The sequence below is a fragment of the Yokenella regensburgei ATCC 49455 genome (assembly GCF_000735455.1).
Lineage (GTDB): Bacteria > Pseudomonadota > Gammaproteobacteria > Enterobacterales > Enterobacteriaceae > Yokenella > Yokenella regensburgei.
Genome location: NZ_JMPS01000044.1, coordinates 95469 through 117343, shown reverse-complemented (window position 1 = coordinate 117343; position 21875 = coordinate 95469). Strand labels below are relative to the sequence as shown.

Sequence of the window (21875 nt, the reverse complement as noted above, 5' to 3'; positions counted from 1 at the left end):
CGAAAAAGGGTAAACACATCATCCTGTAATCTGCCTCTTACGCATCATCACTGCCTTCGGCTTCCGTAATGATTTGGTAGAGCTCTTCATCACTTTGTGCAGCCCGCAGGCGCCGGCAAATAGTCTTATCCGCCAGACGTTTGGCCACCAGCGATAGCGTATGCAGATGCGTTTTCGTCTGATCGGCAGGGACCAGCAGGGCGAAAAGCAGATCCACCGGCTGGTTGTCGATGGCATCGAACGCAATCGGGGTTTCCAGCTGCACAAAGACGCCAACGGCGCGCAGCGTATCCTCTTCCAGTTTACCGTGCGGAATGGCAATGCCATTACCGATACCGGTACTGCCCATTTTTTCGCGGGTGAGAATGGCTTCGAACACCACCTGCGGGGGCAGACTTAGCTGTTTGGCGGCCAGCTCGCTGATAATTTCCAGCGCGCGCTTTTTACTCTGGCAGTGGACGCCACTACGGGTACATTCCTGGTTAAGGACATTGCTCAGTTGAAGAGCCGAATCGTTGTTCATCATAATTTCACCTGAGCATCGCCTGATGCAGAGGTCTGTATCAGGCGAGTGCTCGGACAATTAGTGTTGTTTTAGTTTATCTTTATGCTTGTTCAGCTGTCTCGCCAGTTTGTCTATCAAACCGTCAATCGCAGCATACATATCCTGACCTTCCGCACTGGCATGAATCTCACCACCGTTGACATGCAGGGTGGCGTCTGACACATGGGTCACTTTCTCCACTTTTAACACAATATAGACCTGATTGATCCTGTCGAAATATTGTTCGAGTTTGCTGAATTTCGAATTAAGAAATTCGCGCAATGCCTCGGTGATTTCGACGTTGTGTCCTGTAATGTTGAGCTGCATAGTGTCTTCCTTATCAGTTTTATCAGACCAGTTGTTTACGCTGGTTTGATGGCGGAATGGACAGAGACTCTCGGTACTTCGCGACGGTACGGCGGGCCACCATAATGCCCTGTTCAGACAACATAGAGGTTAGCTTGCTGTCGCTCAGTGGTTTCGCGGGATTTTCCGCGGCAATTAACTTCTTCACCAGTGCGCGAATTGCCGTAGAAGAGGCTTCGCCGCCGCCCTCGGTATTCACGTGACTTGAGAAGAAATATTTAAGCTCAAAAATACCGCGCGGACTGTGCAGATACTTCTGCGTTGTCACGCGTGAAATCGTCGATTCATGCATCTCGACGGCCTGGGCGATATCGGCCAGTACCATCGGTTTCATCATCTCTTCGCCCTGTTCAAAGAAAGCCTGCTGCTGCTCGACGATGCAGCGGCTGACGCGCAGGAGCGTGTCGTTACGACTTTCCAGGCTCTTGATGAGCCACTTCGCTTCCTGCAGGTTGCTACGGATAAACTGACCGTCAGTTTCGTTGCGCACGTTGTTACCCATGGCAGCGTACTGCTGGTTTATCTGCAGGCGCGGGATACTGTCGGAGTTGAGCTCTACGACCCAGCGGGTACCCATCTTGCGTACCAGCACGTCGGGGATGACATATTCCGGCTCTCCGGTCTGAATTGACTGCCCGGGGCGTGGATCCAGCGACTGGATCAGGTTCACCGCCTCTTTCAGCACCTCTTCTTTCAGACGTGTAACACGCATCAGGGAGCGAAAGTCGTGATTGGCGAGCAGATCGAGATGATCGCTAATGATGAGCCGCGCCTCTTCCAGACGCGGTGTCTCTTTGCTGAACTGGGAGAGCTGGATAAGCAGGCAGTCGCGAAGATCCTTCGCCGCCACGCCGACCGGATCGAAGCGCTGAATGCGTTTGAGCACGGCTTCAATCTCTTCGATACCGACATCGTCGTCGCCGATACTTTCCAGAATATCCTCAACGGAAATAGTGAGGTATCCGGTGTCATCGACCGCATCGACAATCGAGGTGGCAATGGCGCGGTCGGTATCCGAGAACGGGGTCAGCTCCACCTGCCACATCAGGTAATCCTGCAGTGACTGAGTGGTCTCTCCCTGGTAGACCGGCAGTTCGTCGTCGATGTAGTCCGCGCCGGTGCCAGACGGCGTTCCGGCGGTGTAGATTTCATCCCAGCTGGCGTCGAGCGGTAGCTCTTCCGGCATCTCTTTTTGTTCGAGGGCGTCAACGGTATCAAGGGTTTCCTTGTCCGGTGTCTCCGTGGTGTCGACCTCATCGTGAAGATCGGTTTGCTCAAGCAACGGATTGCTCTCCAGCGCTTGCTGAAGCTCTTGTTGAAGCTCCAGCGTCGAGAGTTGTAGCAGGCGAATGGCCTGTTGCAGCTGCGGCGTCATGGCGAGCTGTTGGCTGAGTCTTAACTGCAAACCTTGCTTCATGTTCAGGTCATTAATCTCCAGGAGTTACAACAATGACACTACCCTATCAGAGTCTGAAGTCTTCCCCAAGGTAGACGCGCTTAACATGCTCATCTTCGAGGATTTCTTTTGGCGTTCCGTGAGCTATGAGGTGTCCCTGGCTCACAATATAAGCTCGCTCACAGACGGCCAGCGTCTCGCGGACGTTATGGTCGGTTATCAGGACACCGAGACCGCTGTCACGCAGGTGCTCGATAATGCGTTTGATGTCGATAACGGAGATCGGGTCTACACCGGCGAAAGGTTCATCAAGCAGGATGAATTTCGGGTTGGCAGCCAGGGCGCGGGCGATTTCCACACGGCGGCGTTCACCACCGGAAAGCGCCTGACCGAGGTTGTCGCGCAGGTGCTCAATGTGGAACTCTTCCATCAGCTCGTTGGCGCGATCGACGCGCTGTTCGTTGCTGAGATCGTCACGGATCTGCAGTACAGCCATCAGGTTATCGTACACGCTCAGACGGCGGAAAATGGACGCTTCCTGCGGCAGGTAGCCAATGCCACGACGGGCGCGGGCATGCAGCGGCAGCAGGCTGATATCTTCATCATCGATGATAATATTACCCGCGTCGCGTGGAACGATGCCGACCACCATATAAAAGGTGGTGGTTTTACCCGCACCGTTAGGGCCAAGCAGACCCACAATCTCGCCGGAGTTGACGGTCAGACTGACATCTTCCACCACGCGGCGGCCTTTATAAGCCTTGGCGAGATTCTTTGCAGTTAATGTTGCCATAACGAATTAGTTACTCTTCTTTTGCGCCGGAGCCGGGCTGTTGCCGTTTTTGTTCTGCAGCTGTGACGGTACCAGAACGGTGGTCACGCGTTTGCCTTTATCGCTAAAGGCCTGCATTTTCTGCTCTTTGACCAGGTAGGTTATCTTGTCGCCTGTAATGTTGCTGTCGAGCTGCTCAAGATACGCATTGCCGGTCAGCACCACGAAATCGTTCTGCAGTTCATAATGCATTTTAGAGGCGTGACCTTTCACCGGTTTGCCGCTGTCCTGCATTTGGTAGAAGGTCGCCGGGTTACCAAAACCGTCGATCACTTCTTTGCCTTTTTCGCCTTCCGGACGCGTTACCACGACCTTATCGGCATTGATTTTGATGGTGCCCTGGGTCACGACGACGTTACCGGTGAAGGTGACGATGTTCCCCTGCATGTCCAGCGACTGAGTGTCAGACTCAATATGAATAGGCTGATCGGTATCACCGGTTAACGCCAGTGCCGGCAGACTGGCCGCCAGCAGCGTGCTGGCGAGCGCTAATTTAAGGCTTAGTTTGTGTGTTCTGAATTTCATATGAGGTTCTAACCTTTTCAATCAGCTCGGCGTTTTTGCTGCGTAGATTTCCGCGCATTTTCAGGCCGCTGGAATTAAATGTGGTTCCGTACAGTGTTACCAGATCATCAGACGTGACATCCTGAGTGATCAAGTTAATCTGAGCGTTGTCCGTTGTAATTTTACGCAGTTGTGAGTCTGCCGTCAGCGCGTTAACTTCAACGTGTCCGTACAGATACAACATGCGGTCGTTAGTGAGTTTGGCTTTATCGGCCTTAATTGACCAGGTTGGCACTTTGTTGACGTCAAAGGTGGTCAACACCGGGTTGGTAAACCACGAAATGGCCTGGTCAGAAAAATACTCCACGTGCTCCGCAATCAAGCGGTAAGTCAGCGCACCCTCTGGGCTGTAGACGACCGTATCGGAGTGCTCACTCTTGTAAGTCGGTTCGTTAGGGTTGGCGACTATCTCCTTCGTATCGTCTTTGCTCGCCAGATTTACGCCGATAAGAATCAGCGCAATCAGCGATAGCAGAATGATAACCCAACGTCTGGTTTTGCTCATATCGATTGCCCTTTGGCTTCCTCTAGCTTGCCCTGTGCCAATAGTAACAAATCACAGACTTCTCGTACCGCTCCACGACCACCGTTGATATAGGTAACGTAATCCGCGCGTGAAATCAGTATCGGATGGGCATCGGCGACGGCAACGCCGAGCGCAACGTCCGCCATGACCGGCCAGTCGATAAGGTCATCCCCTACATAGGCCACTTGTTGCGGAGAAAGCGAGAGTTTCTCCAGCAGCTCGCGGTATGCCAGCAGTTTATCTGACTGACCCTGATACAGGTGGGTGATGCCAAGCGTGGCGCAACGATCTTCTAATAGTTTAGCCTTCCGCCCGGTAATGATCGCGACCTCAATGCCGGAAGTCAGCGCACAGCGAATGCCATAACCATCGCGAACGTTAAAGGCTTTTAACTCTTCGCCATTGTTGCCCATATAAATGAGGCCATCGGACATGACGCCGTCCACATCGAGGATCAGCAGGCGGATATTTTCCGCGCTTGCCATCACCTTTGCACTCACGGGACCGTAGCAGGTCGCCACTGATGCACCAGCATTACTCATTCTTTCGTCCTTAATTACACTACGCCTGCGCGCAGCAGATCATGCATATGTACCACACCCAGCAAATGGTCGCCATCGGCAACCAGTACGCAGGTAACATGGCGGGATTGCATCAGGTTTAAGGCATCAACCGCCAGGGTGCCTGGGCGAATACGGATCCCGCCCGGCGTCATGACATCGGCAATGCTGAGGTTACGCATATCGGTACCGTTATCAAAGACCCGGCGCAGGTCACCATCGGTGAAAATACCCTGGATCTGCATCTGGTCATCGCAGATAGCGGTCATACCCAGATTCTTACGGGTGATTTCCAGCAGCGCATCGCGAAGCGAAGCGTCTTTGCTGACGTGCGGGATTTCATCGCCTGTGTGCATGATGTCATTAACCCGCAGCAGCAGCTTGCGGCCCAGTGCGCCACCTGGATGAGAAAGCGCGAAATCTTCGGCAGTAAAGCCGCGCGCTTTCAACAGCGCCACCGCGAGCGCATCTCCCATAACCAGTGCCGCAGTGGTGCTGGAAGTCGGGGCCAGACCCAGCGGGCAGGCTTCTTTCAGGACTTTGACACACAGGTGGATGTCTGCGGCCCGCGCCATGCTGCTTTCCGGACGGCTGGTCATGCAGATAAGCGGTACCTGCAGACGTTTAAGCACCGGGATCAGCGCGAGGATCTCGTTGGATTCACCGGAGTTCGACAACGCAATCACGATATCCTGTGGAGTGACCATCCCGAGATCGCCGTGTGCCGCTTCGCCCGGGTGGACAAAAAACGACGAGGTCCCGGTGCTGGCAAAGGTCGCGGCCATCTTCCGGCCAATATGACCAGATTTGCCCATCCCCATGACCACCACTTTGCCGCTGCAATAGAATATCTTCTCGCAGGCCTGAGCAAAATCCTGATTAATATACTGATCGAGCTGTGCCAGACCTTCACGTTCAATTTCCAGGACTTCACGTCCTGCCTGCTGAAAGTCAAAATCCGGTTGCAAATCTAGTTGCGACATAGTGATTTTCCGATTTATTCAATAAAAAGCGGTGCTACCCAGTACAGCATCGCCAGCCACAGGAAAAAACCGCCAATTAACAGCGCGCCAGCACCACGGCCGATCTGCCGCTTACGGCGCCAGCAGAGCAGGGCGAATACGATGCTGACCAGCACCATAACGCCATAATCTCGCAGAAAAGCCTGATTATCGAAGTCCCCCGGCGCTATCAACGCGGGCAGGCCAAGGACTATCGCGATATTAAATATATTGGCACCAATGATATTGCCAATCGCAATATCGTCCTCACCTTTACGTGCGCCGGCGATCGCGGTTGCCAGCTCCGGCAGGCTGGTGCCAATAGCGATTATCGTCAGACCAAGCGTCAGCTCGCTCATGGCAAAATAGTTAGCCAGCACGGTGGCATTATCGACCACCATGCGGGTCGACATCGGCATAATAATTAATGCTACTCCCAGCCACAGGCACGCCACCGGGAGCGAGCCATCCCGCGGTAGCTCTGCGACTTGTTCGCGGGTCAGGCTATCGTTACCTTGCCGTTCCGCCAGACGGGCGACTTTCACAATGTACAGTAGCCACAGCACCGCCAGCGCCAACAGGAAAAAACCGTCCATCAGCGTCAGCGAGCCTTTATACAGCACACAACCCGTCAGCAACGTGACGACTAACATTAACGGCAACTCGCGTCGCAGGATATCAGAATGCACGGTAAAGGGATGAAGAACTGCCGCTAAACCAAGGATTAGCAGGATATTGACGATGTTCGACCCAATGGCTGTACCAATCGCCAGATCTATCTGGCCATGGGTTGACGCTGCAAAAGAGACGATGATCTCAGGAAGTGATGTTCCGACGCTCACTACCGTCATCCCAATGATCAGCGGTGGGATCCCAAGCGATCGACACAAAATAGAGGCGGCATAAACCAGTCGGTCGGCACTGTAGACCACAAGAAGTAAACCAATAATTAACAGTGCCGTCGCTAAGAGCATCTAAAATCCTTTCTTCAGGTATAATCGTCGGTCCGTGACGCAAGGCCTGGCCAAAGAACGTAACGAATTCTTAATTTTGACTTTATGCGTCGTAAAAGTAAAACAAATGCCAGCTTTCGCTAACTTGTGCGGGTAAGATTCTGTAAAAATGATGGGTTCATGGCGAAATAACGCGTCATGCTGACCCCATGAGGTTTAGAAAGGATGATCCAATGAGCCAGACTGCAGCGAATATCGTCGAGATCCAGGGAGTGAGTTTCTCCCGGGGCGATCGCACGATCTTCGACAACATTTCACTGTCGGTACCCCGCGGTAAGATCACTGCGATCATGGGGCCGTCGGGGATTGGGAAAACCACGCTGCTGCGGCTTATCGGCGGGCAAATTCCGCCGGATAACGGTGAAATCCTGTTTGATGGGGAAAATATTCCGCAGATGTCGCGTTCGCGGCTTTATACCGTCCGTAAGCGGATGAGTATGCTGTTCCAGTCCGGCGCGCTGTTTACCGACATGAACGTGTTTGATAACGTCGCTTACCCGCTGCGGGAGCATACCCGTCTGCCACCGGCGTTGCTGAGAAGTACGGTCATGATGAAACTTGAAGCGGTTGGGCTGCGTGGCGCTGCCAGACTGATGCCGTCGGAGTTGTCCGGTGGTATGGCTCGTCGTGCGGCGCTCGCGCGTGCTATCGCGCTTGAGCCTGACCTCATCATGTTTGATGAGCCGTTTGTCGGTCAGGATCCCATCACGATGGGTGTGCTGGTAAAACTGATTTCAGAGCTTAACAGCACTCTGGGCGTGACCTGTGTGGTGGTTTCGCACGACGTGCCGGAAGTGCTGAGTATTGCCGATTACGCTTATATCGTCGCCGATAAAAAGATTGTCGCTCACGGTAGCGCGCAGTCACTGCAGGAAAACACCGACCCGCGCGTCCGTCAGTTCCTTGATGGTATCGCTGACGGACCGGTACCGTTCCGCTATCCTGCAGGGGATTATCGTCACGACCTTTTACCAGGTTCAGGGAGTTAAGCTGCTCATGCTGTTAAATGCACTGGCCGCGTTGGGGCGCAGGGGGATTAAAACCACCGCCACCTTTGGCCGCGCCGGGTTAATGTTATTCAATGCCGTTGTCGGTAAACCCGATTTTCGTAGGCACGCTCCGTTGCTGATACGCCAGCTGTACAACGTGGGTGTGTTGTCGATGCTGATTATCCTCGTGTCCGGGGTGTTTATTGGCATGGTGCTCGGCCTGCAAGGGTATCTGGTCCTCACCACTTACAGTGCGGAATCAAGCCTTGGCATGCTGGTGGCGCTCTCGTTGCTCCGTGAACTGGGGCCTGTTGTCGCGGCCCTGCTGTTTGCCGGTCGTGCCGGTTCGGCGCTGACGGCAGAAATAGGCCTGATGCGCGCGACGGAACAGCTCTCCAGCATGGAGATGATGGCGGTGGATCCGCTGCGTCGCGTGATTGCACCGCGCTTCTGGGCTGGGGTAATCTCGCTGCCGCTGCTGACTATTATCTTTGTTGCCGTGGGTATCTGGGGCGGTTCACTGGTTGGTGTGAGCTGGAAAGGTATCGACAGCGGGTTTTTCTGGTCGGCGATGCAAAACGCTGTCGACTGGCGCCTCGATCTGGTTAACTGCCTGATTAAGAGCGTGGTATTTGCGATTACGGTGACCTGGATTGCATTATTTAACGGGTACGATGCTATCCCTACTTCGGCCGGGATTAGCCGGGCGACAACGCGTACGGTTGTACATTCGTCATTGGCAGTCCTTGGGCTGGATTTTGTGCTGACGGCACTGATGTTTGGGAATTGAGTTCATGCAAACGAAAAAAAGTGAAATTTGGGTTGGTATTTTTCTGCTGATTGCACTGCTGGCGGCCCTGTTTATCTGCCTGCAGGCAGCCAATGTAACCTCGCTGCGCACGGAGCCAACATACCGCTTGTATGCCACCTTCGACAACATCGGTGGCCTGAAAGCACGCTCCCCGATCCGCATCGGCGGGGTGGTGATTGGCCGCGTCTCCGACATTACGCTTGATCCAAAAACCTACCTGCCGCGCGTAGAGATGGATATCGAAGAGCGCTACAACCATATTCCGGATACCAGTTCTCTGGCGATTCGCACTTCTGGCCTGCTTGGCGAACAGTATCTGGCGCTGAACGTTGGCTTTGAAGATCCTGAACTGGGAACGGCTATTCTTAAAGACGGCGACACTATCCAGGATACGAAGTCTGCCATTGTGCTTGAAGACCTGATTGGGCAGTTCCTCTACAACAGTAAAGGCAGTGACAATAAGAGTTCTGGCGATGCACAAGGAAGCAGCGGAGACCATACTACCGCTGCGCCGTCTGCCGCTGGCACGACGAATTAAATCACGGGAGAAATGAGAGATGATTAAACGCTTGCTGATGATCGCCATGCTGGTGATTGCCCCACTCACGGCGGCCACCGCGGCTGACCAGACCAATCCCTACAAGCTGATGAATGAAGCGGCAGCGAAAACCTTCGGCCGTCTGAAAGCAGAACAGCCGAAAATCCGTGCCAATCCGGATTACCTGCGTGACGTTGTGGATCAGGAACTGCTGCCGTACGTGCAGATTAAGTATGCCGGTGCGCTGGTACTGGGTCGTTACTACAAAGACGCCACTCCCGCACAGCGTGAAGCCTATTTCACCGCATTCCGTGAGTATCTGAAGCAGGCTTACGGTCAGGCGCTGGCGATGTACCACGGCCAGACTTACCAGATTGCTCCGGAACAGCCGCTGGGCGATGCGACTATTGTGCCTATCCGCGTGACCATCCTTGATCCGAACGGTCGCCCGCCGGTACGTCTGGACTTCCAGTGGCGTAAGAACAGCCAGACCGGCAACTGGCAGGCATATGACATGATTGCGGAAGGCGTAAGCATGATCACCACCAAACAGAACGAGTGGAGCGATCTGCTGCGTACCAAAGGGATCGACGGTCTGACGGCGGAACTGCAGTCTATCGCCAAACAGCCGATCACCCTGGAACAGAAAAAATAATGGCTAATGAACTACGCTGGAGCTGTGAAGACGGCTGTCTGCGGTTACAGGGCGAGCTGGATCAGGACTGGCTCGTGCCCCTGTGGGAAGCGCGTGCTCAGGCCACTAAAGCGGCGTCCAGCATAGATCTTTCTGCCGTGACCCGTGTCGATACCGCAGGGCTGGCGCTACTCATCCATTTAATTGCCGATATTCGCGCGCAGGGCAGAGAAGCGAGCGTCATCGGCAAGAGTGAAAATTTACAGACGCTTATCCAGTTATATAACCTGCCTGCGGATATGATCCCGTAAATCTTTCAGTACGTTATTATTTAAAGCCCCGTCTATTTTCAGGATGGGGCTTTTTGCTTGTTTAAGACAGCGCCACTTTCCTCTAAGATGATGGGCTGTTTTTACTATCAGATGAAATTTGAACCCATGGAAAATCATGAAATTCAGACAGTGCTGATGAACGCACTCTCCCTTAAGGAAGTCCACGTTTCTGGCGATGGCAGTCACTTTCAGGTTATTGCTGTGGGTGAATTGTTTGACGGCATGAGCCGCGTCAAGAAACAGCAATCGGTCTATGCTCCTTTGATGGAGTACATCGCCGACAACCGCATCCATGCCTTGTCGATCAAAGCGTATACACCGCAAGAGTGGGAACGCGATCGCAAGCTAAACGGCTTTTGAGTCGGGACGAGACCGTCCCGGCAAGTATGAATTTTAAAAGAGACCAGAATTAATGGATAAATTTCGTGTGCAGGGGCCGACGCGGCTCCAGGGCGAGGTCACCATCTCAGGTGCCAAAAACGCCGCGCTGCCGATCCTTTTTGCAGCCCTGTTGGCAGAAGAGCCGGTAGAGATCCAGAACGTACCGAAGCTCAAAGACATCGATACCACGATGAAACTGCTGAGCCAGCTGGGCACAAAAGTTGAACGTAATGGCTCCGTATGGATTGATGCCGGCCCGGTAGACGTTTACTGTGCGCCTTACGAACTGGTTAAAACCATGCGTGCCTCTATCTGGGCGCTGGGCCCGCTGGTGGCGCGTTTTGGTCAGGGACAGGTTTCTCTGCCTGGCGGTTGTGCAATTGGTGCACGTCCGGTCGATCTGCACATCACCGGCCTGGAACAGCTGGGCGCTGAGATCAAGCTGGAAGAAGGCTATGTGAAGGCTTCGGTTGATGGTCGTCTGAAAGGCGCCCATATCGTGATGGACAAGGTCAGCGTTGGCGCGACCGTCACCATCATGAGTGCCGCAACCCTTGCGGAAGGTACCACCATCATCGAAAACGCCGCGCGTGAACCGGAAATCGTTGATACGGCTAACTTCCTCAACACCCTCGGTGCGAAAATCACCGGCCAGGGTTCCGATCGCATCACCATTGAAGGCGTAGAACGTCTGGGTGGCGGCGTATACCGTGTTCTGCCTGACCGTATCGAAACCGGGACCTTCCTGGTCGCGGCGGCCATCTCAGGCGGTAAAATTCTCTGCCGTAACGCCCAGCCGGATACGCTGGATGCGGTGCTGGCGAAGCTGCGCGACGCGGGCGCTGAAATTGAAACCGGTGAAGACTGGATTAGCCTCGACATGCATGGTAAGCGTCCGAAAGCGGTTAACGTGCGTACTGCACCGCACCCGGGCTTCCCGACTGACATGCAGGCTCAGTTTACGTTGCTGAACCTGGTCGCTGAAGGTACCGGTGTTATCACGGAAACTATCTTCGAAAACCGCTTCATGCACATCCCAGAGCTGATTCGTATGGGTGCGCACGCGGAAATCGAAAGCAATACGGCGATTTGCCACGGGGTGGAAAAACTGTCTGGTGCCCAGGTGATGGCGACCGATCTGCGTGCTTCTGCAAGCCTGGTGCTGGCGGGTTGTATTGCGGAAGGGGCGACCCTGGTTGACCGTATTTATCATATCGATCGCGGCTATGAGCGTATCGAAGATAAACTGCGCGCGTTGGGTGCTAACATCGAACGTGTGAAAGGCGAATAACGCCTGCCTCTCTGATGCAGCCCCCTGCCAGTCTGGCACGGGGGGTGCTTCTGCCTGCTTTACAGCTTCTTACGTTGACGCATCAGACGCGTTCTGTCGATAAACTCATGGGTAACAGGATCGTGATAGCGCGATGGCCAGATGACCCACGGGTCGGTGCCGAGTGCGTTCGCGATAATAAGCTCGCCTTTCGGCCATGGGCGGGTTAGCGCATTCGCCAGTGTCGAAGAACTGAGTCCGTTTTTTCGTGACTCCGCCGCCATCGACGTGCCTTTCTTACGTAATCCGGAAATGATATCGGCCGGATGCCAGTCAATGAACTTTTCCATGCTTTCTCCCTGTCAGTGACATTTCAGAGCGTCGCCAGACTTCACGACGAACTTACTATAACCCCGGAAAGCTTGTGGTTCTAAAAAGTTCGATTAAATAGAATGCATATTCAGAAAATATCAAGGAAACAGGTAAATACGGGAAAATGAATACTGTTTTTATGGAACTTTCCCGCGCATTTGCGCGGGAAGGAGGGGATTAATGGTCGCGCTGTACGGCGATGTGTGCCAGCGCCACGAGGGCTTCACGCCACGGAGATTCCGGAATGGAATGCAGGGCAGCAATTGCTTTATCAGCTTCCTGCTCGGCACGCATACGGGTCCATTCCAGCGAACCGCACGCCGCCATGGTTTCAAGAACCGGCTCCAGCAAATGGCGGCCGTTACCCTGTTCAATCGCTTCGCGAATCATGGCAGATTGCTCAGCGGTACCGTTACGCATCGCGTGCAGCAGCGGCAGCGTAGGTTTGCCTTCGTTCAGGTCGTCACCCACGTTCTTGCCAAGGGTCTGACCGTCTGCGCTGTAATCGAGTAAATCGTCAATCAGCTGGAAAGCTGTGCCAAGATAGCGGCCATAGTCCTGAAGCCCTTGTTCCTGTTCAGGCGTACAGTCCGCCAGGATACCGGAGCATTGAGACGCGGCTTCAAACAGGCGTGCGGTTTTACTGTAGATAACGCGCATATAGTTTTCTTCAGTGATGTCCGGATCGTTCACATTCATCAACTGCAGCACTTCGCCTTCGGCAATGACGTTTACTGCTTCAGACATGACATCAAGCACTCTGAGCGAGCCAAGGCGGGTCATCATCTGAAACGCGCGCGTGTAGATGAAATCACCAACCAGCACGCTTGCGGCATTACCAAACGCTGCGTTAGCCGTCGCTTTACCGCGGCGCATATCCGACTCATCCACCACATCGTCGTGAAGCAGGGTAGCGGTGTGGATAAACTCGATTAGGGCGGCAATTGTGACATGCGCATTGCCTTCATAACCCACCGCTCGCGCTGCCAGCACAGCAATCATCGGGCGAATGCGTTTACCACCGCCGCTGACGATGTAGTACCCCAGTTGGTTGATCAACTGCACATCAGAGTTGAGCTGCTCGAGGATGGTTGCGTTGACTCCCGCCATGTCTTGCGCGGTTAACTCATTGATTTTTTCTAGATTCATCGCAAAAGCCGGGCTTAATGTCCTGTTTTCCATCTATCCAAAAGAGATAGCAGAGAGTTTGTATTAGAATTGTAGCCGCAATTGTACTGAAAAAACGCGCCAGATAAACGTCGCCGTGTGCGTTGTGTTTTTTTTCTGCATCAATCGATGATCGCTCTTGTCAAAGCCGCGCGTTTTGCGTAATATTCGCGCCCTATTGTGAATATTTATAGCGCACTCAGAATCACTCGATGACGTGCGCGGAAGCGGAGTTTATATGTACGCGGTTTTCCAAAGTGGTGGTAAACAACACCGAGTAAGCGAAGGTCAGACCGTTCGCCTGGAAAAGCTGGACATCGCAACTGGCGAATCTGTTGAATTCGCTGAAGTTCTGATGATCGCAAACGGTGAAGAAGTCAAAATCGGCGTTCCTTTCGTTGATGGCGGCGTAATCAAAGCTGAAGTTGTTGCTCACGGTCGTGGCGAGAAAGTTAAAATCGTTAAGTTTCGTCGTCGTAAACACTACCGTAAGCAGCAGGGCCACCGTCAGTGGTTCACTGACGTGAAAATTACTGGCATCAGCGCCTAAGACCTGAGGAGAGATTTAAATGGCACATAAAAAGGCTGGCGGCTCCACTCGTAACGGTCGCGATTCAGAAGCAAAACGCCTGGGCGTAAAACGTTTCGGCGGTGAAGCAGTTCTGGCAGGTAGCATCATCGTTCGTCAGCGTGGCACCAAGTTCCACGCAGGTACCAACGTTGGTTGCGGTCGTGACCATACTCTGTTCGCTTTGACTGACGGTAAAGTTAAGTTCGAAGTTAAAGGCCCGAAAAACCGTAAGTTCATCAGCATCGAAGCTGAATAAGTTTTTCGCGTCCTGAAACGGATTAGAGCCCCGCAACTCGTTGCGGGGCTTTTTACATTAGAAGTCCGGTAAATTTCTGCAGGAAACGGGCATGAAGCAGCAGGCAGGCATTGGTATTATCCTGGCGCTCACCACAGCGGTGTGCTGGGGTGCATTACCCATTGCTATGAAGCAGGTGCTTGAGGTGATGGAGCCGCCAACGGTGGTGTTCTATCGCTTCCTGATGGCAAGTCTTGGTCTTGGCGCCATTCTGGCTATCAAGGGCAGGCTTCCGCCGCTGCGCATCTTTCGTAACCCGCGCTGGCTGGCGCTGCTGGCTATTGCAACCGGGGGGCTTTTCGGAAACTTTATTCTGTTTAGCTCATCGTTGCAGTACCTCAGCCCGACGGCATCCCAGGTGATTGGGCAGCTGTCACCGGTAGGTATGATGGTGGCAAGCGTCGTGGTGCTGAAAGAGAAAATGCGCGGCACGCAGATTATTGGCGCCATTATGCTGCTCTGCGGCCTGGTGATGTTTTTCAATACCAGTCTGGTAGAGATTTTTACCCGTCTGACGGATTACACCTGGGGCGTTATTTTTGGTGTATCTGCCGCGACGGTATGGGTCAGCTACGGTGTCGCGCAAAAGGTGTTATTGCGTCGTCTTGCATCACAGCAGATCCTCTTTTTGCTGTACACTTTATGTACAATTGCGTTATTGCCGCTGGCCGCTCCAGGCAAAATTTTTGAACTGAGCGACTGGCAATTGGCCTGCCTGATTTTTTGCGGGCTGAATACCCTTGTGGGGTACGGTGCGCTGGCGGAAGCCATGGCGCGCTGGCAGGCGGCGCAGGTGAGTGCGTTAATCACCCTGACACCGCTGTTTACCCTGTTATTTTCGGATTTATTATCCCTGGCCTGGCCCGATTTCTTCGCCAGACCGATGTTAAACCTTTTAGGTTACCTCGGTGCGTTTGTCGTGGTTGCGGGCGCGATGTATTCCGCCATTGGTCATCGTCTTTGGGGCGGCTTACGCAAGCGTGAAGCAGGTATGCCGGTACCTCGCTCAGGCGAATGATTTACGGAGAGTAAAATGAAGTTTGTTGATGAAGCAACGATCCTTGTGGTCGCAGGCGATGGCGGTAATGGTTGCGTCAGCTTCCGCCGCGAAAAGTATATCCCGAAAGGGGGGCCGGACGGCGGTGACGGCGGTGACGGCGGTGACGTCTGGTTAGAAGCCGACGAAAACCTGAACACCCTTATCGACTACCGTTTCGAAAAATCTTTCCGTGCCGAGCGTGGACAGAACGGCCAGAGCCGTGACTGTACCGGCAAGCGCGGGAAAGACGTAAGCGTGAAAATTCCCGTTGGTACCCGCGTCATTGACCAGGGCACCGGCGAAGTGATGGGCGACATGACCAAACACGGTCAGCGCCTGATGGTGGCTAAGGGTGGCTGGCACGGCCTCGGCAACAGCCGTTTTAAATCCTCCGTTAACCGTACTCCGCGTCAGAAGACTATGGGTACGCCGGGTGATAAACGTGACCTGCAGCTGGAACTGATGCTGCTGGCAGACGTAGGGATGCTGGGGATGCCGAATGCCGGTAAATCTACCTTCATTCGCGCCGTTTCTGCGGCGAAGCCGAAAGTCGCTGACTATCCGTTTACCACGCTGGTTCCAAGCCTTGGCGTCGTCCGTATGGACAACGAGAAGAGCTTTGTGGTTGCCGATATTCCAGGACTTATTGAAGGCGCTGCGGAAGGGGCTGGCCTCGGTATCCGCTTCCTGAAGCATCTTGAGCGTTGCCGCGTTCTGCTGCACCTCATCGATATCGATCCTATCGACGGTTCCGATCCGGTTGAGAACGCCCGCATCATTATTGGCGAGCTGGAAAAATACAGCGAGAAGCTGGCAGAGAAGCCACGCTGGCTGGTCTTCAACAAAATTGACCTGATGGACAAAGCGGCTGCTGAAGAGAAAGCGAAAGCTATCGCGCAGGCGCTGGGCTGGGAAGATAAGTTCTATCTTATCTCTGCGGCGAGCCAGGTGGGTGTGAAGGACCTGTGCTGGGATGTGATGACCTTTATCATCGAAAATCCGATTGTTCAGACGGAAGAAGAGAAAGTCGCGCAGAAAGTCGAGTTTATGTGGGAAGACTATCATCGCGAACAGCTTGAAGAAGTTGAAGTCGAAGACGATGAAGACTGGGATGACGATTGGGATGAGGACGACGAAGAAGGCGTCGAATTTATCTACAAGCGTTAATCAAAAAAGGCTCCCGATGGGAGCCTTTTTACTTAGTTATTCTGGTAAATATCTTTGTACAGACGACTTTCGAAGCGAACCAGTGGAATTCGGCGGTTTTTCTGATCGGCCGGCTCTACCGCATAGCCTGAAAGGTACTGCACAAAGGCCATACGCTGGCCGCTGGCGGTGGTGATAAAACCAGCGAGGTTGTAAACACCCTGCAGCGAACCGGTTTTCGCCGAGACCTTACCATCTACCCCAGCCTGGTGCAGACCCGCACGATACTGCAGAGAGCCGTCGTAGCCTGCCAGCGGCAGCATTGAGATAAAGTTCAGCTCGTTATCGTGCTGCGCAATGTACTGCAGCACCTGCATCATGGTGGCTGGCGCAATCAGATTGTGACGTGAAAGCCCGGAACCATCGGCGATGATGGTGTTTCCGAAATCAACCCCAGCCTGCTGACGAAGGATCTGGCGTACCGCATCAGAACCCGCACGCCATGTTCCCGGAACACCAAAGCGGGCATGACCAATGGTACGAAAGACGGTATCGGCAATCATGTTGTCGGATTTCTTCAGCATGATCTTCAGCAGATCGTGAAGCGGGGCGGATTGCTTGCTGGCAATCACTGTGCCCGGGTCATTGACCTGAGTCTGGCGCAGAAGCGTGCCGCTGTAGGTAATGCCTGCCTGCTTAAGCTCGTCTTTGAGGATCGCCCCGGCGTAGGCCGCGCCGTCCTGAATGGCAAATGCCAGCGGCAGAGGCTCTGCGCGCTGCGGCAGGCACCCAGTCAGGGTGTAGCGGTTTAAATCGCCCGGCACGACGTCCAGTTCGCAATACTGTGCCTCACCTGAGCCACGTTGCAACGTGCGCACCTGGCTGAACATGGTAACCGGGTAGTATGACGCCACGCGAATAAACGCCAGATCGCCAGGCTTCTGACCGCTGTATAGGGAAATGGAGAAGCAGTTGCGGTCAACGATGGCCGCCGCCGGTGGAGCACTGAAGCACTGGGTTAAATCGTTCCACGGCCAGCCTGGGGCTTTATCATGGCTGGCAAAGACGGAGGTATCGATAAGCAGGTTGCCTTCGATTTTCTCGACCCCGGATTTTTTCAGGGTGGCGACCATATTGCGCAGATCCTGGCGCTTTAAGGTCGGATCGCCGCCGAAACGGGCGATAAGATCGCCTTTCAATACACCACCCTGAACGTTGCCTTTGCTTTCCAGCGTGGTGGTAAAGCGGAAATCAGGGCCGAGCTGCAGCAGGGCCGCCAGCGCAGTGATAACTTTCTGGGTACTTGCGGGTAGCGCCATCTGTTGACCGTGATAGTCAATTTGTGGCGTAGGAGAACCTACTTTCTGGACCATGAGCGCAAGATTGGCACCTGCGGGAAGTTGACTAAGGTAATCCTCAACATTCGCCGCCTGGACACTGAACGCTATACTGGTGGTCAATCCGATGATAAATCTGGAGAATCGCATAATCTCGCGCTAACAACCTGGAATCAAGCCGTCATACTACGGCGCATCGCCCTGAAAAGTAAACGATGACCCATAGTGAACTTCGGGGTAAAATACGCATCAAATTAAAAAATTGCTGCTGACCTGGGACAATGCTTCCGGGTCAGTTTTCTTTTGCTCTTATCCTGCCAGCCACCGATCTGTGCCAGGAAGAGGCTCCGGAGCGGTCAGTAGCCGCTCCCCGAAGGAATGATGAAGAGGTATAACAAATGCAAGCTATTCCGATGACCTTACGCGGTGCTGATAAACTGCGCGAAGAACTGGAGTTCCTGAAATCCGTTCGCCGTCCTGAAATTATTGCGGCCATCGCTGATGCACGTGAACACGGCGACCTGAAAGAAAACGCGGAATATCATGCCGCCCGTGAACAGCAGGGCTTCTGTGAAGGACGCATCAAAGATATTGAAGCGAAACTGTCGAATGCGCAGGTTATCGATATCAGTAAAATGCCCAATAACGGTCGTGTGGTGTTTGGTTCCAGCGTCACCGTGCTGAATCTGGATAACGATGAAGAGCAGACCTATCGCATCGTTGGTGACGATGAGGCTGACTTCAAGCAAAACCTGATATCTGTGAACTCACCTATCGCCCGTGGGCTGATTGGCAAAGAGCAGGACGACGTTGTCGTTATCCGCACGCCAGGTGGTGAAGTGGAGTACGAAATCATCAAAGTGGAATACCTTTGATTTTGGCCTTCGTCACATTTGTTGACAGTTTGTAAAGATAAGAAAAAGGCCGCATAGCGGCCTTTTATCAACGTAAAGAGCATGGCATTTTGCTCGTCTGCTTGCGGAAACCCCTCGTTTTACACAATGTTGTGTTCGACTTTAGGATATCCTTAGCGTGGCAGCGAGATTTTGCGCTCTTTAGTTGGACGATACAGAACCAGCGTTTTACCGATGACCTGTACGTTACAGGCACCGGTCTCACGAACGATAGCTTCAACGATCAGGTTTTTGGTGTCGCGGTCTTCCGAGGCGATTTTCACCTTGATCAGTTCGTGATGGTCCAGCGCTTGTTCAATCTCGGCCAGTACCCCTTCGGTCAAACCATTATTGCCAAGCATAACAACAGGCTTGAGCGGATGTGCCAGACCTTTGAGGTGCTGTTTTTGTTTAGTACTCAGATTCATCGTATATTTTTGCTTACGTTGGGATTGAAAACGGTACATTCTACCGCCATCTCCCTAATATCGCCAAACTACCGCGTCGAAATTTACGTCGGTGTATATGATGAACCCGGATGGAAAGTTAAATGACAGGTAAAAAGCGTTCTGCCAGCTCGAGCCGCTGGCTCCAGGAACACTTTAGCGATAAATATGTTCAACAGGCACAGAAAAAGGGGTTACGTTCCCGTGCCTGGTTTAAACTTGATGAAATACAGCAAAGTGACAAACTTTTTAAGCCGGGAATGACCATCGTTGATCTCGGTGCAGCTCCCGGAGGATGGTCACAGTATGCTGTGACACAAATCGGTGGGGCGGGTCGCATCATTGCTTGCGATCTTTTACCAATGGATCCAATCGTCGGTGTGGACTTCCTTCAGGGCGATTTTCGTGATGAATTAGTGCTGAAGGCGTTACTTGAGCGTGTTGGTGACAGTAAGGTACAGGTAGTCATGTCAGATATGGCACCAAACATGTGTGGAACACCGGCGGTTGATATTCCGCGAGCCATGTATTTGGTGGAACTGGCGCTCGAAATGTGTCGAGATGTACTGGCGCCAGGTGGTAGTTTTGTAGTCAAAGTGTTCCAGGGCGAAGGTTTCGAGGAGTATCTTAAGGAAATTCGCTCCCTGTTTACGAAAGTGAAGGTTCGTAAGCCGGACTCTTCCCGCGCACGTTCGCGTGAAGTGTACATTGTAGCGACCGGGCGAAAATGATAGACGGTGGATTTCAGGCGAAATTTTGAAAGAAACTGGATATATAGTATCCTGACGCTGTTTTTAACACAGTTGTAATAAGAGGTTAATCCCTTGAGTGACATGGCGAAAAACCTAATACTCTGGCTGGTCATTGCCGTTGTGCTGATGTCAGTATTCCAGAGCTTTGGGCCCAGCGAGTCGAACGGCCGTAAGGTGGATTACTCAACCTTCCTGCAAGAGGTCAATAATGACCAGGTTCGCGAAGCGCGTATCAACGGACGTGAGATCAACGTTACCAAGAAAGATAGTAACCGTTACACGACTTACATTCCGGTTAACGATCCTAAGCTGCTTGATAACCTGCTGACCAAAAACGTCAAAGTGGTTGGTGAACCGCCGGAAGAACCAAGCCTGCTGGCTTCTATCTTCATTTCCTGGTTCCCGATGCTGCTGCTGATCGGTGTCTGGATCTTCTTCATGCGCCAAATGCAGGGCGGAGGCGGCAAGGGGGCGATGTCCTTTGGCAAGAGCAAGGCCCGCATGCTGACGGAAGATCAGATCAAAACCACCTTCGCTGACGTTGCCGGTTGCGACGAAGCGAAAGAAGAGGTGGCGGAACTGGTTGAATACCTGCGCGAGCCGAGCCGTTTCCAGAAGCTGGGCGGTAAAATTCCTAAAGGTGTCCTGATGGTGGGCCCGCCAGGTACCGGTAAAACGCTGCTGGCGAAGGCGATTGCTGGCGAAGCGAAAGTGCCTTTCTTCACCATTTCAGGTTCTGACTTCGTTGAAATGTTCGTTGGTGTTGGTGCATCTCGTGTGCGTGACATGTTCGAACAGGCTAAGAAGGCGGCACCTTGCATTATCTTCATCGATGAAATCGATGCCGTGGGTCGTCAGCGTGGTGCTGGGCTTGGCGGTGGTCACGATGAACGTGAGCAGACACTGAACCAGATGCTGGTTGAGATGGACGGCTTTGAAGGTAACGAAGGTATCATCGTTATCGCGGCAACTAACCGTCCTGACGTACTGGACCCTGCGCTGCTGCGTCCAGGTCGTTTCGACCGTCAGGTTGTTGTTGGTCTGCCGGACGTTCGCGGTCGTGAGCAGATCCTGAAAGTGCATATGCGCCGTGTACCGCTGGCGCCGGATATCGATGCGGCAATCATTGCCCGTGGTACTCCTGGTTTCTCCGGTGCGGATCTGGCAAACCTCGTCAACGAAGCTGCGCTGTTTGCCGCTCGTGGTAACAAGCGCGTTGTGTCGATGGTTGAGTTTGAAAAAGCGAAAGACAAAATCATGATGGGTGCGGAACGTCGCTCCATGGTGATGACGGAAGCGCAGAAAGAGTCCACGGCGTACCACGAAGCGGGTCACGCGATTATTGGTCGTCTGGTACCGGAGCACGATCCGGTGCATAAAGTGACGATTATCCCGCGCGGTCGCGCGCTGGGTGTGACCTTCTTCCTGCCGGAAGGCGATGCTATCAGCGCCAGTCGTCAGAAGCTTGAAAGTCAGATTTCCACCCTGTACGGCGGTCGTCTGGCAGAAGAGATTATCTACGGTGTGGAACACGTTTCGACCGGTGCGTCTAACGACATTAAAGTCGCGACTAACCTGGCGCGTAACATGGTTACCCAGTGGGGCTTCTCTGACAAACTCGGTCCGCTGCTGTATGCGGAAGAAGAAGGCGAAGTGTTCCTCGGACGTAGCGTGGCGAAAGCGAAGCACATGTCTGACGAAACGGCTCGTATCATCGACCAGGAAGTGAAAGCGCTGATTGAGCGTAACTACAATCGCGCCCGTCAGATCCTGAACGATAACATGGATATTCTGCACTCGATGAAAGATGCGCTCATGAAATATGAGACCATCGATGCACCGCAGATCGATGACCTGATGGCGCGTCGCGAAGTGCGTGCTCCGGCAGGGTGGGAAGATCCAAATACGCCGAACAATTCTGACAACAATGGTACCCCGCGTGCGCCACGTCCGGTTGATGAACCGCGTACGCCAACGCCGGGCAACACCATGTCAGAACAGTTGGGTGACAAATAAGTTATCTGCTGTTGATGACTGCGTTTCTTATCAAAAACCCTGGGGCTTGCTCCGGGGTTTTCTCATTCCAGTAATCATAAAAAA

At 53.3% G+C, this 21875-nt stretch carries 27 protein-coding genes; 14 read left to right on the top strand and 13 right to left on the bottom strand.

From position 1 onward, the window contains the following. Positions 1-37 precede the first annotated feature (37 nt). Genes ptsN through GYRE_RS13880 form a run of 9 tightly spaced genes read right to left on the bottom strand, consistent with a single transcriptional unit; the run spans position 38 to position 6763 of the window. Positions 38-526, bottom strand: coding sequence for a PTS IIA-like nitrogen regulatory protein PtsN (ptsN, locus tag GYRE_RS13920; protein WP_006818097.1), 489 nt, complete (start codon positions 524-526; stop codon positions 38-40). Positions 527-583: 57 nt separating this feature from the next. Then, positions 584-871 (bottom strand): ribosome hibernation promoting factor, encoded by a 288-nt coding sequence (gene hpf / locus GYRE_RS13915; RefSeq protein WP_006818098.1) that lies wholly within the window; start codon positions 869-871, stop codon positions 584-586. Between the two features lie 22 nt (positions 872-893). Beyond that, positions 894-2327: an RNA polymerase factor sigma-54 gene (rpoN, locus tag GYRE_RS13910; protein ID WP_038256025.1), complete on the bottom strand. Its 1434-nt coding sequence runs from the start codon at positions 2325-2327 to the stop codon at positions 894-896. A gap of 46 nt (positions 2328-2373) precedes the next feature. Then, positions 2374-3099, bottom strand: coding sequence for an LPS export ABC transporter ATP-binding protein (lptB, locus tag GYRE_RS13905; protein WP_006818101.1), 726 nt, complete (start codon positions 3097-3099; stop codon positions 2374-2376). Between the two features lie 6 nt (positions 3100-3105). Beyond that, on the bottom strand, positions 3106-3663 hold the full coding sequence (gene lptA, locus GYRE_RS13900) for a lipopolysaccharide ABC transporter substrate-binding protein LptA (RefSeq protein WP_006818102.1): 558 nt from the start codon (positions 3661-3663) through the stop codon (positions 3106-3108). Continuing rightward, positions 3632-4207, bottom strand: a complete 576-nt coding sequence (lptC, locus tag GYRE_RS13895; protein WP_006818103.1) for an LPS export ABC transporter periplasmic protein LptC — start codon at positions 4205-4207, stop codon at positions 3632-3634. Before lptC ends, lptA begins: the two co-directional genes overlap by 32 nt. After that, positions 4204-4770, bottom strand: coding sequence for a 3-deoxy-manno-octulosonate-8-phosphatase KdsC (gene kdsC / locus GYRE_RS13890; protein WP_006818104.1), 567 nt, complete (start codon positions 4768-4770; stop codon positions 4204-4206). Before kdsC ends, lptC begins: the two co-directional genes overlap by 4 nt. A 14-nt stretch (positions 4771-4784) precedes the next feature. Continuing rightward, positions 4785-5771 (bottom strand): arabinose-5-phosphate isomerase KdsD, encoded by a 987-nt coding sequence (gene kdsD / locus GYRE_RS13885; protein ID WP_006818105.1) that lies wholly within the window; start codon positions 5769-5771, stop codon positions 4785-4787. 14 nt (positions 5772-5785) lie between these two features. Next, positions 5786-6763: a calcium/sodium antiporter gene (locus GYRE_RS13880; RefSeq protein WP_006818106.1), complete on the bottom strand. Its 978-nt coding sequence runs from the start codon at positions 6761-6763 to the stop codon at positions 5786-5788. Positions 6764-6975: 212 nt separating this feature from the next. Here GYRE_RS13880 and mlaF point away from each other — a divergent pair, with 212 nt between their 5' ends. From mlaF to murA, 7 genes are all read left to right on the top strand, one after another. Then, positions 6976-7791 (top strand): phospholipid ABC transporter ATP-binding protein MlaF, encoded by an 816-nt coding sequence (mlaF, locus tag GYRE_RS13875; protein ID WP_038256007.1) that lies wholly within the window; start codon positions 6976-6978, stop codon positions 7789-7791. 7 nt (positions 7792-7798) lie between these two features. Further along, complete coding sequence (gene mlaE, locus GYRE_RS13870) at positions 7799-8581, top strand: lipid asymmetry maintenance ABC transporter permease subunit MlaE (protein WP_038256005.1); 783 nt, start codon at positions 7799-7801, stop codon at positions 8579-8581. Between the two features lie 4 nt (positions 8582-8585). After that, entirely contained in the window at positions 8586-9140 is a 555-nt protein-coding gene (gene mlaD / locus GYRE_RS13865) for an outer membrane lipid asymmetry maintenance protein MlaD (RefSeq protein WP_006818109.1), read from the top strand. 19 nt (positions 9141-9159) lie between these two features. Then, positions 9160-9795, top strand: a complete 636-nt coding sequence (gene mlaC, locus GYRE_RS13860; protein ID WP_006818110.1) for a phospholipid-binding protein MlaC — start codon at positions 9160-9162, stop codon at positions 9793-9795. Beyond that, positions 9795-10085, top strand: coding sequence for a lipid asymmetry maintenance protein MlaB (mlaB, locus tag GYRE_RS13855; RefSeq protein ID WP_038256004.1), 291 nt, complete (start codon positions 9795-9797; stop codon positions 10083-10085). Before mlaC ends, mlaB begins: the two co-directional genes overlap by 1 nt. A gap of 126 nt (positions 10086-10211) precedes the next feature. After that, positions 10212-10466 (top strand): BolA family iron metabolism protein IbaG, encoded by a 255-nt coding sequence (gene ibaG, locus GYRE_RS13850; RefSeq protein ID WP_038256112.1) that lies wholly within the window; start codon positions 10212-10214, stop codon positions 10464-10466. A gap of 52 nt (positions 10467-10518) precedes the next feature. Next, positions 10519-11778 (top strand): UDP-N-acetylglucosamine 1-carboxyvinyltransferase, encoded by a 1260-nt coding sequence (gene murA, locus GYRE_RS13845; RefSeq protein WP_006818113.1) that lies wholly within the window; start codon positions 10519-10521, stop codon positions 11776-11778. 59 nt (positions 11779-11837) lie between these two features. On the opposite strand, the gene sfsB is transcribed toward murA, so the two are convergent. Together sfsB and ispB are read right to left on the bottom strand one after the other, a co-directional pair. Next, positions 11838-12107, bottom strand: coding sequence for a DNA-binding transcriptional regulator SfsB (gene sfsB / locus GYRE_RS13840; RefSeq protein ID WP_006818114.1), 270 nt, complete (start codon positions 12105-12107; stop codon positions 11838-11840). A gap of 199 nt (positions 12108-12306) precedes the next feature. Beyond that, on the bottom strand, positions 12307-13278 hold the full coding sequence (ispB, locus tag GYRE_RS13835; RefSeq protein WP_038256002.1) for an octaprenyl diphosphate synthase: 972 nt from the start codon (positions 13276-13278) through the stop codon (positions 12307-12309). A gap of 256 nt (positions 13279-13534) precedes the next feature. Here ispB and rplU point away from each other — a divergent pair, with 256 nt between their 5' ends. The 4 genes from rplU (at position 13535) to cgtA (ending at position 16368) form a co-directional block, all read left to right on the top strand. After that, positions 13535-13846, top strand: coding sequence for a 50S ribosomal protein L21 (rplU, locus tag GYRE_RS13830; protein WP_003025032.1), 312 nt, complete (start codon positions 13535-13537; stop codon positions 13844-13846). Between the two features lie 19 nt (positions 13847-13865). Beyond that, entirely contained in the window at positions 13866-14123 is a 258-nt protein-coding gene (gene rpmA / locus GYRE_RS13825; protein WP_006818116.1) for a 50S ribosomal protein L27, read from the top strand. A gap of 91 nt (positions 14124-14214) precedes the next feature. Then, complete coding sequence (locus GYRE_RS13820) at positions 14215-15180, top strand: DMT family transporter (RefSeq protein ID WP_006818117.1); 966 nt, start codon at positions 14215-14217, stop codon at positions 15178-15180. A gap of 15 nt (positions 15181-15195) precedes the next feature. Further along, entirely contained in the window at positions 15196-16368 is a 1173-nt protein-coding gene (gene cgtA / locus GYRE_RS13815; protein ID WP_038255997.1) for an Obg family GTPase CgtA, read from the top strand. A gap of 32 nt (positions 16369-16400) precedes the next feature. On the opposite strand, the gene dacB is transcribed toward cgtA, so the two are convergent. Next, complete coding sequence (gene dacB, locus GYRE_RS13810) at positions 16401-17834, bottom strand: serine-type D-Ala-D-Ala carboxypeptidase (RefSeq protein WP_038255995.1); 1434 nt, start codon at positions 17832-17834, stop codon at positions 16401-16403. 248 nt (positions 17835-18082) lie between these two features. On the opposite strand from dacB, the gene greA reads away from it, so the two are divergent. Then, positions 18083-18559, top strand: coding sequence for a transcription elongation factor GreA (gene greA, locus GYRE_RS13805; protein WP_006818120.1), 477 nt, complete (start codon positions 18083-18085; stop codon positions 18557-18559). Positions 18560-18711: 152 nt separating this feature from the next. Here greA and yhbY read toward each other — a convergent pair whose 3' ends face one another. Continuing rightward, positions 18712-19005 carry a ribosome assembly RNA-binding protein YhbY gene (gene yhbY, locus GYRE_RS13800; protein WP_038256110.1) on the bottom strand — a complete coding sequence of 98 codons (294 nt, stop codon included), beginning with the start codon at positions 19003-19005 and terminating at the stop codon, positions 18712-18714. 122 nt (positions 19006-19127) lie between these two features. Here yhbY and rlmE point away from each other — a divergent pair, with 122 nt between their 5' ends. Together rlmE and ftsH are read left to right on the top strand one after the other, a co-directional pair. Beyond that, positions 19128-19754 (top strand): 23S rRNA (uridine(2552)-2'-O)-methyltransferase RlmE, encoded by a 627-nt coding sequence (gene rlmE, locus GYRE_RS13795; protein ID WP_006818122.1) that lies wholly within the window; start codon positions 19128-19130, stop codon positions 19752-19754. A gap of 102 nt (positions 19755-19856) precedes the next feature. After that, positions 19857-21791: an ATP-dependent zinc metalloprotease FtsH gene (gene ftsH / locus GYRE_RS13790; RefSeq protein WP_006818123.1), complete on the top strand. Its 1935-nt coding sequence runs from the start codon at positions 19857-19859 to the stop codon at positions 21789-21791. The last annotated feature ends 84 nt before the right edge of the window (positions 21792-21875 follow it).